The organism is Rhodococcus sp. MPR-R1B (genome assembly GCF_058793255.1).
Window position 1 is genome coordinate 257510 of sequence record NZ_JBXAFO010000008.1, and the last position, 17797, is coordinate 275306.

The following is a 17797-nucleotide window of genomic DNA, read 5'->3' on the forward strand; positions in this document are numbered from 1 at the left end:
CTTATTCTCCTGTGTCGGACGGGCGCTTGCCCGAAGTGTGGTCAGTGAGGAGTTGCTGCACTTCATCGGTGGCCCGCAGCAGGTGTTCTTCGACCATTCGCGTCGTCTTCGCATCGAAGTCGGTATCGAAACCGATCACCGTCAACGCACAGAGCGGAGACCCCTTGCGGGAAGACACTGCACGCGAGACCGAACCGATGATGTCCTGAGATCGTTTGTGGACAACGGCGAATCCGGTTTTCTGCGTCTCGGCGATGTCGGCGAGAAAGCCGGTGGGTCCTTCCAGCGGATAGCCGCTCTTCTCCACCATCGCCAGGTAGGGCGCCCGGGTGTTGTCCTCGAGTGCCGCCACCAACGCGAGCGGACCCGCGAACCGGTGCGGCGGAAGCAGATCCCCGAGCATCCGAGTGATCATCTTGAGTCTCTCGGGACGCAGCGCCGCGATGATCCGCGTCCCGCCGCTCTCGAGAACCTGCAGATTCACCATCATGTCCGTGCTCTCGGACAGCACCCGCATGGTCGGATCGCACAAGGCCGCCAACGAATGCGCTGCCGCTTCGTGGGAAACCTGCAGTGCAGCCGGGCCGGGGAGATAGCGACCGTCGTAGCGGAAGACCCAACCACGGTTCGCGAGTTCTCCGAGCACTCGGTGCGCAGTCGGGCGGAGCATCCCGACTTCTTCTGCCAGTTCGCTGAGCTTCATCGGCGTGGTCGAGCGCGCGATGGCCTCGAGTAGATCCAACGCTTTGTCGACGGCGGACGCAGAACCCTTCGTCATCCGATCCCCTCCCGGTGCCGTGGATGTACCCGGCGATCCGAAATCTCGTGTTCTTGGAAAACCCTTGGCATTCGTCTTGGAAATTACTATAGTCACAACAATCGTTCCGGCGTACGGAATTCTTTGAGCTTCTTCACCTTCCCACCGGATTACCGGCAAGGAAGTCATATCTTTCCCAGCGAGAGGTTTTCGGACATGACGGTTGGACTTACCCTTCGGTCGACACCACGGTTCAGAGTTGTTGCCCTAGCCGCGGTCGCGACCGCGGCATTGGCACTGACAGGCTGTTCGAGCGACGCCACGGCCTCCGACGACGGGGGCACCCAGACCACCACGATTCGAATCGCACCTCAGCCGATCGCGGACTTCGCACCGATTTGGCTCGGCATGGAGCAGGGGTACTTCACCGATGAGGGACTCGACATCCAACTCGTGGAGGGCGGCGCTAGTTCCTCGGCTCAAATTCCGTTGTTGCTCAGCGGAAATGCAGATATGGCAGCCACGACTGCCGCTGCCGCAATTCAGGCACGGAGCCAGAACATGCCCGTCACCATTGTCGGCGGGCTCACGAATTTTGCCGCAAATGACAGCGTCGACCAGTCCGGTCTCGTGGTCGCCAAGGACAGTTCCATCAGCGGCTTCCGTGACCTCGAAGGCAAGACCGTCGCGATCAGCGGTTTGAAGTCCGTCAGCGAAGCAGTCATCTCTGCCGCGGTGGAGAAATCCGGCGGAGCAGCGAACAAGGTCTCGTTCATTCAGGCGCCCATGCCCAACCTCGGCGACCTGGTTTCCACCGGCGGGGCCGACGCGGCGTTCCTCATCGATCCGTTCCTGAGTAAAGCAACCGACTCGGGGCTGAAGATCCTCGGCCACCCCTTCCCCTTGGCCGCGCCCGGTGTGCCAGGGACCTCGCTGGTCGCTTCGGAATCGTTTGTCAATGCGAACCCTGACTCACTCGCGAAATTCCTTACCGCGCTTGCCAAATCAGTTGACTACGCCAATCAGAATCCGGGCGCGGTCAAGGCTGCACTCTCGACACAAGCCAAGATTCCGCTAGAAATGCTGGCCAACAGCAAGAATCCTCAGTTCGTCGCAGTAGTGGAACCGGGTGCTCTCGGCACGGAGATCGAACTGCTGGTCAAGTACGGGGTACTGACGGATTCGGTCGAGGCCGAATCCCTGCTGACCCCGGCCAACTGAGTTGCCCGCCTTGACAACCCTGCAGACTCGCCGCAGGCAGGTTCTGCTCGGTCGGCTGCTGACGCTCTTCGCGTTGGCAGCCGCCTGGCAGATCTTCGGAATGCTCGGCGACGAGGACGTCAAAGGTATTCCGAAGTTCAGCGACGTGGCAGTGGCCTTTGTGAACGAACTCGGCACGTCCTCGTTGTGGACATCACTGGGACAAACGGTGACCACCACGGCGATCGGATTGGCACTGTGCCTGGTGATCGGAATCCCGGCAGGGCTGCTGCTCGCCGCGCACCCGTTCCTGACGGTCTCCTCCCGCTTCGTCATCGACTTCTGCCGAACCGTTCCGCCGCTCGCAATCATTCCGCTCTTTCTGCTGATCATGGGCCCGACGCAACGGATGGCGGTGGCACTGATCGTGGCAGTAAGTGTGTGGCCGATTCTGCTCCAGACGATTCACGGTGTGCGCAACGTCGACCCGGAACTGCTGGCCACCGCACGATCCTTCCGACTTCCACTGTGGCGCAGGCTCGCTCTCGTCGTCGCACCGGCGTCGATGCCCTACATCTTCACCGGGATTCGCATCTCGGCAACACTGAGCTTGCTGCTGACCATCGGTGCAGAATTGATCGCCGGCGTGCCGGGACTCGGTAAGGAGATCCTGCTGAGCCAATCCGTTCCCGATCGAATGTTCGCACTGATCATCGTCGCCGGACTACTCGGAATGCTGCTCACCTCCGCCGTGATGGCGATCGAGAATCGTTTACTTGCCTGGCATTACATCCCGAGGAGGATGACGACGTGAAGATGATGTCAGGACTTCGACTCCTCGCGTGGGAGTTGTGGCTGCCGATCTTGATCGTCGTCGTATGGTACTTCGGTTCGGAGTCGAGCAAGTGGCCTTACTTCCCGCCGCTGTCGCGTATCTGGAAAGCGTTTGTGGACAACTGGTTCGGTCCGGGATTCGCCCACGACGTCGTACCGAGCTTGACCAACCTTGCCTTCGGTCTCGCCGTGGCACTGGTGGTCGGCGTCGGCGCCGGTCTCCTGCTGGCACTGTTCCCGCTGGCTGCCGACATTGCCGATCCGTTTCTCCAGTTCTTCCGCGCTATTCCGGCGCTGGCCGTATTACCCGCTCTTTTCATCGTTTTCGGAACCGGTTCGACGGGTAACGTTGCCGCCATCGCCTTCGGCGCGGTCTGGCCGATACTCCTCAACACCCTCGACGGCATTCGCTCCATCGACCCGAGTATCCGATTGGTGGCGCGCAGCTACCGGATCCGTACACCCCTCCTGGTGACGCAGGTACTCCTCCCCGGAGCGATGCCGCAGATAACAGTCGGTATCCGTACCAGTCTCGCGATCGGTGTCGTCATCATGGTCGGCAGCGAAATGTATGTATCCACTGCAGGAATCGGTCACTTCGTGATCGTCGCGCAACAGACCTTCGCGATCGCGGACATGTGGTCCGGAATTCTCCTGCTGGGAATCATCGGATACGTGCTCAACCTCGGATACGGCGTGATCGAACGATGGTTGCTCAGATGGCAGCCGCGGACCCACGACGCTCTCGCAGTGAAAGGAAACTGATGTCATCCACAGAATCTGCGGCATCGAAACCCGCAGTCGAACTGAGCGGCCTCGGGGTGACCTACGGCGGTCCCACCGGCCGCGAAGTGCTCCGCGGCATCGATCTGTCCGTTGCACCCGGAGAAATCGTCTGCATCGTCGGCCATTCCGGCATCGGCAAGAGCACGCTGATTCGTTGCATCGCCGGTCTGCAGAAGCCGACCACCGGTGAGGTCCGCATCGCCGGGATCGCGATCGATGCACCGCCGGCCACGCTGGCTCTCGTGTCACAGGACTACGGACGCACACTGATGCCGTGGCTTCGAGTGGGCGAGAACGTTCGCCTGCCGCTACGGGGCAACGGTCTGGCGCGGAAGGTTCAGAACGAGAGGGTTGGCGATGCACTTGCCGTTGTCGGTCTAGGCGGTGCTGCGCGTTCCTACCCCTGGCAGTTGTCCGGCGGAATGCAGCAGAGAGTGGCGATAGCTCGCGCTCTCGCCTATCGGCCGCAGGTACTCCTCATGGACGAACCCTTCGCGTCGGTCGATGCGCAGACCCGCGCGGAACTCGAAGACCTGCTGCTGACGCTTCAGCGTGATCTTGGCATCACCGTCCTCCTCGTCACCCACGACGTCGACGAATCGGTGTACCTGTCCGATCGAGTGGTCGTCCTCGGCGGAACTCCGGCATTGACGCAGGACATCGTCGACGTCCCGTTGACCGGAGCTCGAGATCAACTGACCACCAAGGCAGACCCACTGTTCATCGAGTGTCGTACCAGGGTCCTGTCCGCGATCCAGCAGTCGAAGGTGGTGGCGCCCGTGTCGTAAGCGCCTCGCCTAGGCTGGCTCCGTGATCCTTCTCCTCATCGGCCTCGCGCTGCTCGGATTCTGCGGCTACCGGTTCAGGCAGGATCGACGGAGGCTGAGCAACGGCGTCTACCTACTTCTCGGACTGATCTTCACCGGTCTGTGGATGTTGCAGTCGGGTGCGCCGGGAACCGAGGTCCCGTCGTTCGTCATCGCGACGATCGCTCTGCTCTCGCCGTTGCTGGTGCTCATGCTTGCAGGATTCCTGATCGTCAACGGAGTCACGATGCTGCGGCGCGAGGGATTCAGCGTCGCGAATCTGCTCTCACTCGTCGCCGGACTCGGCCTGCTCGTTCCCTACGTGTTGCTCGCATCAGCGCTGCTGACGCAGAGATATTGGCTCGCAGTCGTTCTCGGTTCGTTCAGCCTGGTCGCGTCGTACCTGGGGTTTCTGTTCACGAGCTTTCTGCTCTACTCCTACGTCTACGGACGCCAGAAGTACCAGCCCGGAATGGACGCGATAGTGGTTCACGGCGCCGGGCTTTCGGGCGCCGACGTGACACCCCTGCTTGCCAGCCGTCTGGACAAGGCGGCCGACGTCTTTCGCGCCGAGGTCCGCGAAGGACGTTCACCACTGTTGGTCGTGAGCGGCGGGAAGGGTTCGGACGAGGTGGTCAGCGAGGCGGAGGCAATGTGCGTCTACCTCGTCGATCACGGGATACCGCGCGAGAGCGTGATTCTCGAGGACCGCTCGACCACCACGCTCGAGAACCTCGAGTACACCAGAGACCTTCTCCGTGCCAACACCACGAAGCCTCGAATGATTCTGGTCACCAGCAACTTCCACATCCTCCGAACCGCGACGTTTGCCCGAAGCCTCGATCTGGATGCGGAAGTCATCGGTTCCCACACCGCCCGGTACTACCTGCCGAGCGCCATTCTGCGCGAGTTCGCCGCCGTCACGGTGGAGCACAAGTGGCTCAACGGAACTGTCTGCCTGATCCTGGCCGCCCTGCCCCCACTGGTGGTCTGGGCGGTCGGAGGCATTTCGTAGCCGGATTCAGCGAATCAGGCTCTCGACGCCCATCGGTCGGCGACCCAGAAGCAGTTCGACGGCCGCGCTGCCGGCAAGAAAATCATGGTGGTTGTAGAACTCGAACATCGCCGCCAGACGCGAGCTGGCGTTGACGTCAAGGCTGCTGCCGATCTGTTCGCGCCATTGATCCACGCTGATCTGATCTATCGCGACGGTCCGTGACGTCTGCTTTTCCACCATCTGTGCCACCTCCATGACGCTCAGAGCTTGCGGGCCGCCCACCTCGTACGTCGCTCCGTGATGTTCACCCGAGCCCTCGCTCAGTACGACCGCGGCAACAGCCGCCACGTCCGCCAAACTCACGAACGAGAACTTCGTTTCCGCGCTGTACGGCAGGACGATGGTGTCAGATCGGCCCGTGAGTACCGCCTCGAAATTCTGCGCGTACGCACACGGTTGCAGCACAGTCCATTTCAAGGGTGAACGATGCAGCTCGTCCTCACACCTGGCTTTGTCCAGGTGATGCGGCATGGACGGGCTGAACGGCCACGCGACGGAGTGATAGACAAAGTGCTCCACTCCCGCCGAAGCCGCTGCCGTCAGCGCATTGCGAAGCAGTGCGGGCTCGTCGGGATGGACGTTCGGGGCAATGAAGTACACGCCTCGGCACCCGGCGAGCGCCTTGCGCAGTCCGCTTCCGGTTTCCAGTTCTACCTCGAAGTCCCCGTCGACACGCGCCTTTCGCACCAGTCGCCGAACTGTCACGCTCGGCGGCAGTGCGGCGACGACGGCCTCACCGGTCTTACCCGCGGCGCCGATCACCGCGATGTCGGCGCCGCGAGCAATTCCGTTCTCCATGAGAGTTTTCCGTCCTAGACGTAGTCGTAGACCGCTGAGGTGGCGCCACCGGAAAGCTGCGCGTAGCCCGGACCCCGATCGAAGAAGGGCTCGTTCTCACCGCGTTCCGAGCGCAACTGATCCCGTAGCTCCGTGGTAGCAGCCTCGTCGACGGTCGGCTCGTCACCCTCGATCACGACGACAACGCCGTAGTCGTCGCGTGCACCCTCTACGGAAACCTTGCGCCACTGAATGTCTCGCAAGACCTCTTCGGTCGGGCGCTCCAGGGGATCTCCCCAACCACCACCACCGGTGGTGCGAATCCGTACGACCTCGCCGGCCTTGATCGGCTCGGCATCGGTCAGCGCGTCGAACTCACGCTCGTTCGGTCCACCCGGATCCAGGACGACGGAGAACGGCCGACCGGCCTTGCCACCCTTGACTCCCCAGCAGGCGAGAATCGAACGGTCCGCGATGGACATGAAGTGAGCATCCTTGAGCATGCGGATGTGCTTCTCGTATCCCAAGCCGCCGCGGTAACGTCCGGCTCCGCCCGAATCCATGGCCAGACCGAGCTTTTCGACGATGAAGGGGAAACGGCTCTCGGTGAACTCGGTCGGCAGGTTCCGTGAATCGGGAACGACGTGAATCGTGTCCTCGCCGTCGGCGTAGTAGCGTCCGCCGGAACCTCCGCCGAGCACCTCACGCATGAGGTACGAGTGACCCTCGAAGTCCTCACCGTAAACACCGGTGTACCTGATGGTCTCCTGATCGGCGGGCATGTTGCCGTCCACAGCCTTGGCCACGACGCCGGCCAGCACTCCGAGCAGACGGAGGATGACAAACGTGCGCGCGTTGGTGGGAGCGGGGAAGATCGGGGTGATCAGTGTTCCCTTCTCGGGGAACTTCATCTCGATCAGCGGTACGACGCCCTCGTTGACATCCAGTTCGGCCATGCGCTCCGGGGTGTCCGCGAGGTTACGCAGAATCGGGGCCAACCACTTGATGAGGAAGTTTCCGTCCGCGTAGTCACCGCAGTGGTTGATCGGACCCTTTGCCTGCGGTCCGGTTCCGTTGAAGTCCAGGATGAGTCGCTCGCCGCCCTCGTCCTCCGGCCGCGTCTTCGTGAGCGTGATGCGCTGGATGTGGAGCATCGGCTCGTCGACGCCGTCGTGCTCGGCGTAGTCCTCCCACGTGTACTCACCGACCGGGATCTTGCTGAGGATCTCGCGACGGTACGTCTCGGTGGTCGCGTCCATCATCGCGTCGAAGCACGACTCGACGGTGTCGACGCCGTAGCGCTCGAACAATTCGGTGAGTCGACGCGCACCCATCAGGCACGCCGAGCACTCGGCGTCGAGGTCAGCTGCCAACGCATCCGGCATACGGGAGTTACGCGTCATGATGCGCAGTGCCGCCTCGTTGGGAACTCCCTGGTCCCACAGTTTGATCGGCGGAACCATCAGTCCCTCTTCGTACACCGTGGTGGCGCCGGACGGCATGGAGCCGGGGCAGCAACCGCCGATGTCGTCGTGGTGACCGAATGCCTGAACGAACGCAACAACCTTCGGCTCGGCATCGGGAGTGACGCGGGCGAAGACAGGCACCGTGACGCAGAGGTCGGGGAGATGGCCGATGCCACCTTCGGACAGGTAGACGTCGTTGTGGAAGTACACGTCTCCCGGCTTCATCGTCTCGAGTGGGAAGTCCCGGGCGATCGGATGCACCAGCGCGGAATACGAACGGCCCGTGAGCTTGCGGAGGTTCCGGTCGTGAATACCGGCGCGGAAATCGTGAGCGTCACGGATCATCGGTGAGCGCGAGGTGCGCGAAATGGAGGTCTCGACCTCCATTTCCACGCTGGCGAGGTAACCGGCGACGATCTCGACCAAAATCGGATCAGGTGACGCGCCGTCGGTAGCGGTGAGTCGGTACGGCTTGGCCGCGGTGGCAGCAGCAGCATCGAGAATGGCGGTCATCACTTCACTCCGTTCGAGTCGGAAGACTTCGAGATACGAATGTTCCCGAAGGTGTCGATACGTGCCGAGAATCCGGGATGGATCGGGACAGTCGAGCTGAACTCCTCGATCACGGCCGGTCCTTCGATGACGTCACCCGCACCGAGCAGTGTGCGATCGTAGGTGGCCGTTTCGACCCAGCTGTCGAAATACGATTGACGCGAACCGGTTCGAGCGGTGTCGGCGCCGGTGCCGGCCGGGATCTCCTTGAGCGTCGGACGCTTGATCGGGCCGATGCCACTCACGCGCAGGTTGACCCATTCCACGTGCTGCGACGGGTCTCCCCGGAAGTCGTAGCCGTACAGCTCGCGGTGCGCCTGGTGGAACGCCTCGGCCGCGTCGTCCATGATCTGCGTCGTGACGGTACCTTCCGCCACCGGGACGCGTACCTCGAAGGCCTGACCGAGGTAACGCAGATCCGCAGTGCGAGAGTACTTGCGCTGCGTCTCGTCGAAACCCTCTTCGGCAAGCGCGATCTCGGCTTCGCCGGCCAGCGCGTCGAACTGGCTCTGCAGGTCTTCAGCCTTCAACCGGTCGTGACGACTGACGTGCGTCTGGACGTAGTCGTTGCGGACATCGACCGTCAGCAGACCGAACGCGGAGACGTTACCCGGATTGAGCGGGACGAGAACGTCTTTCAGACCCAGGATGTCGACGAGACGGCAGGCGAGCAGGGAGCCGGAGCCGCCGAACGTCACGAGGGTGAAGTCGCGAACGTCGAGGCCACGCTTGACGGTGATCTGACGCAGGGCGTTGGCCTGGTTCCATGCCGAGACCTCGAGGACGCCGACCGCGCACTCTTCGAAGCCCAGACTGAGCTGTGTTGCAAGCTCTTCGAGGCCCTTGCGTGCCAATTCCGTGTCGAGAGGAATCTCGCCACCGAGTAGGTGGGGTGGGATGCGACCGAGCAGGACGTGCGCGTCGGTGATGGTCGGTTCGCTGCCGCCCTTGCCGTAGCACAACGGTCCGGGATCGGCGCCGGCCGACTGAGGGCCGACTCGGAGGGTGTGTTCCGGCGTCATCCACGCGATCGACCCACCACCGGCGCCGACGGTCACGACGTCGATCATCGGGATCTTCGACGGGTAGTTGCCTACTCGCCCTTCGGTGGTCAGCGCGGGCTCGCCGCGAACCACGACGGTGACATCCGTCGACGTTCCGCCGCCGTCACAGGTCAACACCTGCTCGACGCCGGCGGCGTCGGCGATCAGCGCAGCACCGAGGGCTCCGGCGGCCGGTCCCGACAGGACTGTCGTAATAGGCTGGTGAACAACCTCTTTGGCCGACAGGACACCGCCGTTGGACTTCATGACGTAGAACGGGATGTCGCGGGGTTCACCGTCGGTGGTCGAGAACTCACGCAGACGATTCGCGATGTTGTTCACGTAGTTGCGGATGTTCGGCTTGACCGCGGCGTCCACGAGTGTGGTGATGGACCGCTCGTATTCGCGGTACTCACGCAGCACCTGGCTCGAGATGCTCACCGTCGCATCGGGGAAAACTTCGAAGAGGATGTCGCGTACGCGCTCCTCGTGCGTCGGATCGGCGTACGAGTGCATGAGGCAGACGCCGATGGTCCGGATCCCGCGGTCCTTGAAGAACTGCGCTGCGCTGCGAACGCTCTCTTCGTCGAGCGGACGAATCTCGCTGCCGTCGAAGGAAAGGCGTCCACCGACGGTGCGTACACGATCGGCGGGGACGATGCGTTCGGGCTTGACCCAGAAGTACGAGTTGCCGTAACCGTCCGGCACCGACTGACGAGCGATCTCGAGAACGTGCTCGTAGCCCTCAGTGGTGATGAAGCCGAGGTTCTCGACCTTGCCTTCGAGCAGCTTGTTCGTCGCTACGGTCGTGCCGTGGCTGACCGCACCGATGGAGTCGCCACTCTCACCGAGCTTGGCGAGTACCTTCTCGATACCGGCGAGAAAGCCCTCGGCGGGGTCCGCCGGGGTGGACGGGGTCTTGGTGGTGACGATGGCGCCGGTTTCGTCGTCCACTGCCACGATGTCGGTGAACGTTCCGCCGGTATCGATACCGACCCGAATCTTCCTGGGTTCCACGCTTCCTCCTGAGATCTTTGGCTCGTCTCGTCTGGTACCGATCGACGGTTGCGGCCTAGCCGGTAAGTGGCTCGTACCTGACGTGTAGAGCTATTCCACAGGTTCGGAAGAGCGGATTCTTTGTCACAATTCGCCGAATCGGGGGACCAAGGTTCGGCGCACGATCACGAGCGGATCTTCGCCGGCGCCCCCGTGGGTTACGCGGACGTGAAAAACGCCCCGAACCTGGTCGGTTCGGGGCGTTTCCCTCATCGCAAATCAGCTGTTGACACCTGAGTGAACTACTCGCGACAACCAGAACGCGCCAGGAATCCGCCTATAGCAACACCTGACAAAGCAATGGCTGCGCCGACGACGGCGCTGACCATCACCGTGCGAGCATCTGTGCCGCCCGCTGTCGGTGCAGCGGCCGGGAGAACCGCCGGTGCCGCGACAGCTCCGGAAACTACCGGCGCGCCTTCGACCGCCACTGCCGGTACCGCCGCCGCCACGGCGGCAGTGACCTTCTCGGGGATGCCGTTGGCAATGACGCCGTCGATGCTCTTGAAGAACACCCCGGCCATCTTCTTGGCTACACCGGTGATCATGCGCTGCCCGACGCCGCCGACCATCCCGCCGACCACGGCGTCGGCGTCATACGAAAGCAGCGTGCCACCCTCGTTCTCCGTCAAGGTGACCGTGACGTCCGCCTTCACCGTGCCGGGAGCACCCGCCCCCGAAGCCGTCATGACAAACGAATTAGGCCGATTCTGTTGCGACAGAACAACCTCGCCGTCGTAGACGCCCTTGATCGACGCAACTCCCGCCATGATGGAGAGCTTGTAGTGATTGTCCGTGAGCTGCTCGAGCGACTGCACACCGGGAATGGTCGCGGCCAGTACACGACCGTCCTGGAGCTTGTCGTAGACCTCTTCGCGAGGTGCCGTCAGCTGCGCGGTGCCGGCGATTCTCATGCATTCTCCTCTGATGACGAACCCGCATGTGCGAGTCGAAGTTCGAACAGTTCGGACGGTGAAATGGGCATGGACGTGATCGAGATTCCTTCGGCGTCCTCGATGGCAGCCGCGATGACGGCGCTGGTGGGGATCACACCCGCCTCACCGGCACCCTTCATTCCGAGTGGGTTGAGCCCTGACGGCGTGACGGTGTGATCCATCTCGAGCGAATCCGGCATCTCGGTGACGAACGGCATCAAGAAGTCCATGTACGACGCGTTGAGCATCTGCCCGTGCTCGTCGTAGACGATCCGCTCGTAGAGTGCGCCGCCGATACCTTGCGCAACGGCGCCCATGACCTGACCTTCGACGATGCGGGGGTTGATCACGTTTCCGCAGTCGTGGATGACAACGTAACGACGCACCGTTATTTCCGCTGTCACGGGATCGGTTTCGACGATCGCCGCGTGCACTCCCGAAGCGAAGGTGGAACTGGGCGGCGAGTAGTAGCCGGTTGCTTCCAGACCGGGCTGCTCGCCCTCGGGAATCGGCGGCTTCGACATGTCCGTGTCGGTCTTGGCGAAACCGGTGGCCAGCTTCGACTCACGGTCGAACGCATATCGTAGCGGGTTCGACAGCACGGCAACAACACTCAGCGGTACGGACGTACCTTCCACGCCGGCTTCGGTGCCGATCTTGCACACGTGGCCTTCCCGGAGTTCCAGTTCGGTTTCCGGCAGATCCAGGATTCCGGACGCGATCTTCTTCGCCTTCTCCGCGACCATCTGCGCTGCGACGTGGAAGGCCGAACCTGACATGACCGCACCACGCGAGGCGAAAGTGCCGACGGCATAACCGAACCGGCGGGTATCACCCGTGACGATCTCGACGTCGGAGACCTTGACTCCGAGGTCGTCCGCAACGATCTGGGCGAACGCGGTCTGGTGGCCCTGACCCTGCGTCGTCAGGCCTGTTGCGGCCTTGACCTTTCCGGACGTCTCGACCACGACGTGCGCACCCTCGTAGGGTCCGGGTCCGGTTCCCTCGACGTACGCACCGATACCGATTCCGACCGACCGACCTTCGGCGCGAGCCTTCCTCTGGTACTCGGGAAATCCGTCCCAGTCGATGAGCTTCTTGAGCTTTTCGATGCCTGCCTGATAGTCGCCCGTGTCGTAGATCAACGGGCGTCCGTCCTGGAACATCAGGCCGAAGTCGTACGGCATGTCCTCGGGGCGAATGAAGTTCGCCTCCCGCACCGCGATCTTGTCCTTGTTCAGGTACTTGGCGATGGCGTCCATGGATCGCTCCATCGCGAACACGGCCTGCGGACGTCCGGCGCCGCGGTACGGGGTCACGATCACGGTGTTGGTGTACAGCGAATAGGCGTTGACCCGGAACGACTTCGGCTTGTACGGCCCGAGAACCTGCGTCGCGGTGTTGATCATGACGATGATCCCGTACGGCAGGTAGGCACCGTTGTCGTGCCAGAACGTGAAGTCGAACGCCAACAGACGACCCTCGTCGTCGAATCCGATGTCGACCTTCTGGATCTGCCCGCGCTCGTGTGCGCTCGAGATGAAGTGCTCACGGCGATCCTCGACCCACTTCACCTCGCAGGAGATACCGGCCTGGCCGAGGCGTCGAGCGGCCCACGTGATCATGACTTCTTCGGGCCACGGGTGAACGATCTTGACGCCGAATCCGCCGCCGACGTCAGGAGCGATGCAGTGAACCTTGTTCAGCGCCATCCCCAATCGCGCGGCGATTGCGGCGCGGGCGGACGTGGACGTCTGGGTGGAGGTCCAGAACGTGAGGGTGTTCTCGTCACCGTCCCAACGTGCGTAGACGCCCTTGCCCTCCATCGGCATGGAAGCCGAACGCTCGATTTCGAGATCCAGCGTCAGTCGGTGCGGCGCGGCGGCCAGTTCGGCATCCAGATCTCCGAACCCGTGCTGCAGGTGAGCGGCGACGTTGTCCGGAACGTCGGCGTGGACGGCGTTGGCGGCGGTGCGAGCGACGTCGATCCCCACTACAGGCTTCAGCGCCTCGTAGGTGACGTCGATCTTCGCGCAAGCGTCCTCGGCGATGTACCGGTTGTCGGCGACCACCATGGCGATGGCTTCTCCGACATGCTTCACCTCGTCCTTCGCGAGGGGATACCCGTTGCGCGGAGCGATGATTCCCGGATGAGGAATGAGCAGTGGCAGGTTCTCCGCCATTTCCGGCGTGTCCGCGAGGAGATCTTCGTAGGTGTAGATGGCATGTACGCCAGGCACTTCCAGCGCCTGATCGATGTCGATGTCGATGATTCGCGCATGGGCGTGCGGCGACCTGACGAATGCCGCGATCAGCGCATTGTGGCCCAGATCGTCGAGGTATCGCCCCTGCCCGCTGAGCAGACGCGTATCTTCCTCGCGCGGAATCGGTTTGCCGAAGAACTTGCCGTCGTCGGCAACCGAATGATCGGCCGTCGAATGATCGGAAGCGGGATGCTTCGCCCCGTTGCGCTTTGCTGGTTTGACCGGAGTACTCATGCCTTACCCGCCCGTCCTCCGACGGGATTCGTTGTTCCCCGCACTTTACGATCCAACGCCTCCCGAGTGGACGCGTCGTCGATTCCGAGCGGGAACTGCCCGGCCCGTTCACGCTTGATCTCGGCTGCGCGCAGAACCGACGCCCTGATGTTCTGGTACCCCGTACAACGGCAGAGGTTTCCCGCTATCGCGTCGGTAGCTTCCTCCCGCGTGGGGTTGGGGTTCTCCTCGAGAAATGCCGCGATGGTCGTCACGAATCCCGGAGTGCAGAATCCGCACTGCAGACCGTGACAATCCTTGAACGCCTGCTGAACCGGATGCAAAGTGCCGTCCGGCTCGACGAGGCCTTCGACGGTGGTGATCGATCGACCTTCGAGGCTGGCCGCGAGGACGAGGCAGGATCGAACAGGCTTTCCGTCGAGCAGCACGGTGCACGCACCACACACGCCGTGTTCACAACCCACGTGCGTGCCCGTCTTACGGAGGTGGTGACGAATGGCATCCGAAGCCAGAGTGCGGGAGGGAAGAACGACGGTGTTCGTCACCTCGTTGAGCGTGAACGTGACAGCTACATGGTGCTCACCGGTATCTGCTGCCAGCTCGGCAAGTTGATCATCGATGGAGCGATCGTTTTTGGACATTGTCACCACTTTCCTGCCAGTACTGCGTTCTCACTGAGAGCATCCGTTGCCGCCGCGAAGCCGACCCGCGCCGTGAGCGCGGACACCAACTGCGAGCGGTACGCCGCCGTCCCGTGAATGTCTGCCTCGGTATCTATCTGCGCGCGGGCGCATTCCCCGAGGGTGCGCCACCGCGGGTCTCGCTGATCCGTCGCGGACGCCCCCGCCAGCACGTTCGTGTAGTCCACGACCTGCCCCAGCTCTCCGGCGGACACGTACGTCATGTGCGCTTCGGTCACCAGACCGTCGACCACGCGAATCCGGGCGACGACGCCGACCAGTGCATAGTCACCGTGACGACGCGCGATCTCGTCGATGGCGGTTCCCACGCCGGGTTCGGCGGCGGGCACCGACACCGACACCGCGATCTCGTCTGATTCCAGGCTCGACTCGAGAGGGCCGGCGAAGAGATCCGTCGACGCGATCTCGCGGGTGCCACGCACCGACTGGACGGTCACGCTGCCCCCGAGCAGCGTCAGGACTGCCGGCATCTCCGCCGACGGATCGGCATGGACGATGGAGCCGACGCTCGTCCCGCGGTTACGGATCGTGGGGTGCGCTACCAACTGCAGAGCACGGTTCAGCAGAGGCTGGACTCGACGAGCACCTTCGTCGGCCGCCAGCACCGAGTGCGTGGCCAGGGCCTGGAACCGCACTCCTTCGTCTTCGGACGAGGTCACCGAAGCGAGGTTCGGGATCGATCCGATGTCGACGATGTGGGCGGGCGCGGCGAGGCGCATGGACAGCAGCGGCACAAGCGATTGCCCACCGGCGAGCACCTTCCCCTCGTGAGAGACCTCGGAGAGGATTCGGCACGCGTCCTCGACCGAGGACGGTCGGTGATAAGTCAGCGGCGACGGTTTCATTACTCAATCCTGCCTCTATGAGTCACTTCACGTTTTGTGCAGATGTGACAACGGTCACGGGTCATACCTGGCATACATTCAACTTGGCATCACGTGAGCTGCGCCACGGGCTCTTCGCGTTCGTCATCTGACGCATTCGCCCCCGGCGTTGCGCCCGGCCGCCTGCCGGACTTCGGCCTGTTCAGTTCAGGGTTCCAGGACCCTACGAGCCGGCAGAGGTGGTACATCACGATCAAGACGATGGTGCCGAGCGCGATACCTCCGAGCGAGAACGTGTCACTGAACTTCAGCGCCGTGTCGCCGATACCGATGATCAGACCGGCGGCAATCGGCATCAGATTTAGCGGGTTCCCGAAGTCGACGCCGTTCTCTTTCCAGATCTTGGCGCCGAGCAGACCGATCATGCCGAACAGAACCACAAGAATTCCGCCCAGGACGCCGCCGGGCGTCGCCGCCATGACTGCTCCGAACTTAGGCGAGAAGCCGAGCAGGATCGCGATGAAACCCGCAATCACGTACGCGGCGGTCGAGTACACCCGCGTGGCAGCCATGACACCGATGTTCTCGGCATGAGTCGTCGTAGGGGAGCCGCCTACTGCGCTGGCGATGGCGGTGGCAAAACCGTCACCGGCAATGGCGCGTCCGATGTACGGGTCGAGATCGTCGCCCGTGATTTCGGCGACCGCCTTGACGTGTCCGGCGTTTTCCGCGACCAGTGCGATGACACCGGGAAGCACCAGAACGATGAATGTGAGGCTGAACGAGGGAGCATGAATACCGACGATCCCGTTGGCTTCGTCCGAGAACGGCGGCAACCCGAACCAGGACGCCGAGTGCACCGAATCCCAGTTGACACGAAAGTGCTCGGTGGGTGCGCCGCTACCACTGGCGGACGTGATCGGACCGGAGAGCCGGTCGAGGACCCACGAGAAGATGTAGCCGAAAACCAGCGCGACGAGAATGGCGATACGTCCCAGGAAGCCGCGTAGCGCAACGCTCATCACGATCAGTGCAACCATCACGATCAGTGCCACCCACTGATCCTGCGGCCAGTACAACCCCGCGACAACGGGCGCCAGGTTGAAGCCGATCAACATCACCACAGCGCCGGTGACCACCGGCGGTAGCGCTTTACTGATGACGCCACCGCCGAGAAAGTGGATGGCGATGCCGACGAATCCCAGAACCAACCCCGACACCAGAATCGCACCGGTCACTTCGGCCGTCGTTCCACCTTGGGCACGAATGGCGGCAACGCCACCGACAAAAGCTGCGGATGTTCCGAGGTAGCTGGGGACGTGCCCCTTGACCACCAGCAGGAAGAAGAGCGTACAAAAGCCTGACATCATCACGGCAAGTTGAGGATTGAGGCCCATGATGATCGGGAAGACGAACGTCGCGCCGAACATCGACACGACATGCTGGCCGCCCAACCCGATGGTTCTCGCCCAACTGAGTCGCTCGCCGGGAGCGACCACTTCACCGGCTCCGATGTTCTTTCCGTCTCCGTGCAACGTCCAGATCGGCATGACGAGACCTTTCGCAAAGGAGGAAGGTGTTCGAAATGCTTTGTGCCCCAGCTCACAAACACCGTGTCTGGAGTGAAACGCTAATGCAGGACCGAGATTTGGACGTGATGACAATCTGCCAGAACCCACTCACCGAGATTGGCAACAATGGTGGCAGATGATGCGGGCAGGGGTCATCGTCAGTGTTGGAGGCAGTTTCGACCGAAATGAGGACCACGCCACGAAGGGCCCAAACATTTTCTTCGGCTTAATGATTCCGTAACACGATGTCTGTCAACGGAAAACGACAGTCCTAGCCGAGGGCTGCGAGGATTCCCGCTGCCATCTCCGCGACCTGATCATCGCTCATGACGAACGTCGGCGAAATCTGCATCGCACCCTGACCCGCAGCGCGACCCGAAATACCATGCTCACGAAGCGTCTTCACAAACGGCAACGCCTCCGCCGGATCAGCCAACTGCACCGCAGCAACCGCACCGAGCCCACTACGAACCTCCGCCACCCGCGGATGCTCCGCCAACGGCTGCAGATGCGTATGCAACGACGCCTCCAAACGCTTCGACTCCGCGAGCAGATTCTCACGCTCGAGAATGTCCAGGTTCGCCATCGCCGCCGCAGCAGCACCGGCATGCCCGCCGTAGGTGTACCCATGACGCCACCACGAACCCGCATAGAACGGCTCCGCCACCCGCGGCGCGATGAACACCGCACCCATCGGAACATAACCCGACGTCAAACCCTTTGCCGTGGTCATCATGTCCGGCTGCAAATCGAAACGAGTGGACGCGAACCACTCACCACCGATCCGGCCGAAACCGGTCACCACCTCGTCGACGACAAACAGAATGTCGTGCTCACGGCAGATGTCACGCACCTCCGCCAGATACCCCTCCGGCGGCAGATACACCCCACCCGCACCGATGATCGGCTCCGCGAAGAACGCAGCGATCTTGTT

At 62.5% G+C, this 17797-nt stretch carries 15 protein-coding genes; 5 read left to right on the forward strand and 10 right to left on the reverse strand.

The window, feature by feature from the left end:
• Position 1: 1 nt before the first annotated feature.
• Complete coding sequence (locus tag AC1Q61_RS14370) at positions 2–778, reverse strand: IclR family transcriptional regulator (RefSeq protein WP_007735498.1); 777 nt, start codon at positions 776–778, stop codon at positions 2–4.
• A 195-nt stretch (positions 779–973) separates the two neighbouring features.
• On the opposite strand from AC1Q61_RS14370, the gene AC1Q61_RS14375 reads away from it, so the two are divergent.
• From AC1Q61_RS14375 to AC1Q61_RS14395, 5 genes are read left to right on the forward strand one after another with little or no spacing between them, the layout of a single operon-like run.
• Positions 974–1978, forward strand: a complete 1005-nt coding sequence (locus AC1Q61_RS14375; protein WP_003946036.1) for an ABC transporter substrate-binding protein — start codon at positions 974–976, stop codon at positions 1976–1978.
• 10 nt (positions 1979–1988) lie between these two features.
• On the forward strand, positions 1989–2771 hold the full coding sequence (locus AC1Q61_RS14380; RefSeq protein ID WP_175280126.1) for an ABC transporter permease: 783 nt from the start codon (positions 1989–1991) through the stop codon (positions 2769–2771).
• A gap of 2 nt (positions 2772–2773) precedes the next feature.
• Positions 2774–3556 (forward strand): ABC transporter permease, encoded by a 783-nt coding sequence (locus AC1Q61_RS14385; protein ID WP_252194701.1) that lies wholly within the window; start codon positions 2774–2776, stop codon positions 3554–3556.
• Positions 3556–4365 (forward strand): ABC transporter ATP-binding protein, encoded by an 810-nt coding sequence (locus AC1Q61_RS14390; protein WP_042921963.1) that lies wholly within the window; start codon positions 3556–3558, stop codon positions 4363–4365. The genes AC1Q61_RS14385 and AC1Q61_RS14390 overlap by 1 nt, the downstream gene beginning before the upstream one ends.
• 22 nt (positions 4366–4387) lie before the next feature.
• Positions 4388–5398, forward strand: a complete 1011-nt coding sequence (locus tag AC1Q61_RS14395; protein ID WP_073513432.1) for a YdcF family protein — start codon at positions 4388–4390, stop codon at positions 5396–5398.
• A 6-nt stretch (positions 5399–5404) separates the two neighbouring features.
• Here AC1Q61_RS14395 and AC1Q61_RS14400 read toward each other — a convergent pair whose 3' ends face one another.
• The 9 genes from AC1Q61_RS14400 to AC1Q61_RS14440 form a co-directional block, all read right to left on the reverse strand.
• Positions 5405–6238: an NmrA family NAD(P)-binding protein gene (locus AC1Q61_RS14400; RefSeq protein WP_030537953.1), complete on the reverse strand. Its 834-nt coding sequence runs from the start codon at positions 6236–6238 to the stop codon at positions 5405–5407.
• Positions 6239–6252: 14 nt separating this feature from the next.
• Complete coding sequence (locus tag AC1Q61_RS14405; RefSeq protein ID WP_007735492.1) at positions 6253–8196, reverse strand: hydantoinase B/oxoprolinase family protein; 1944 nt, start codon at positions 8194–8196, stop codon at positions 6253–6255.
• Positions 8196–10295 (reverse strand): hydantoinase/oxoprolinase family protein, encoded by a 2100-nt coding sequence (locus AC1Q61_RS14410; protein WP_007735491.1) that lies wholly within the window; start codon positions 10293–10295, stop codon positions 8196–8198. Before AC1Q61_RS14410 ends, AC1Q61_RS14405 begins: the two co-directional genes overlap by 1 nt.
• A 281-nt stretch (positions 10296–10576) precedes the next feature.
• Positions 10577–11248, reverse strand: coding sequence for an SRPBCC family protein (locus AC1Q61_RS14415; RefSeq protein WP_007735490.1), 672 nt, complete (start codon positions 11246–11248; stop codon positions 10577–10579).
• Entirely contained in the window at positions 11245–13767 is a 2523-nt protein-coding gene (gene cutA, locus AC1Q61_RS14420) for an aerobic carbon-monoxide dehydrogenase large subunit (protein ID WP_030537954.1), read from the reverse strand. Before cutA ends, AC1Q61_RS14415 begins: the two co-directional genes overlap by 4 nt.
• A complete protein-coding gene (locus AC1Q61_RS14425) occupies positions 13764–14408 on the reverse strand; it encodes a (2Fe-2S)-binding protein (protein WP_003946048.1) in 645 nt (214 codons plus the stop codon). Before AC1Q61_RS14425 ends, cutA begins: the two co-directional genes overlap by 4 nt.
• Before the next feature lie 2 nt (positions 14409–14410).
• The gene (locus tag AC1Q61_RS14430; RefSeq protein WP_007735487.1) at positions 14411–15313 is read right to left on the reverse strand and encodes an FAD binding domain-containing protein; all 903 of its coding nucleotides are present in this window, start codon (positions 15311–15313) and stop codon (positions 14411–14413) included.
• Positions 15314–15402: 89 nt separating this feature from the next.
• Positions 15403–16842, reverse strand: coding sequence for a uracil-xanthine permease family protein (locus AC1Q61_RS14435; protein WP_003945984.1), 1440 nt, complete (start codon positions 16840–16842; stop codon positions 15403–15405).
• Positions 16843–17134: 292 nt separating this feature from the next.
• Positions 17135–17797, reverse strand: a 663-nt coding sequence (locus tag AC1Q61_RS14440; protein ID WP_492651114.1) for an aminotransferase class III-fold pyridoxal phosphate-dependent enzyme, incomplete at its 5' end; no start/stop codon positions are given.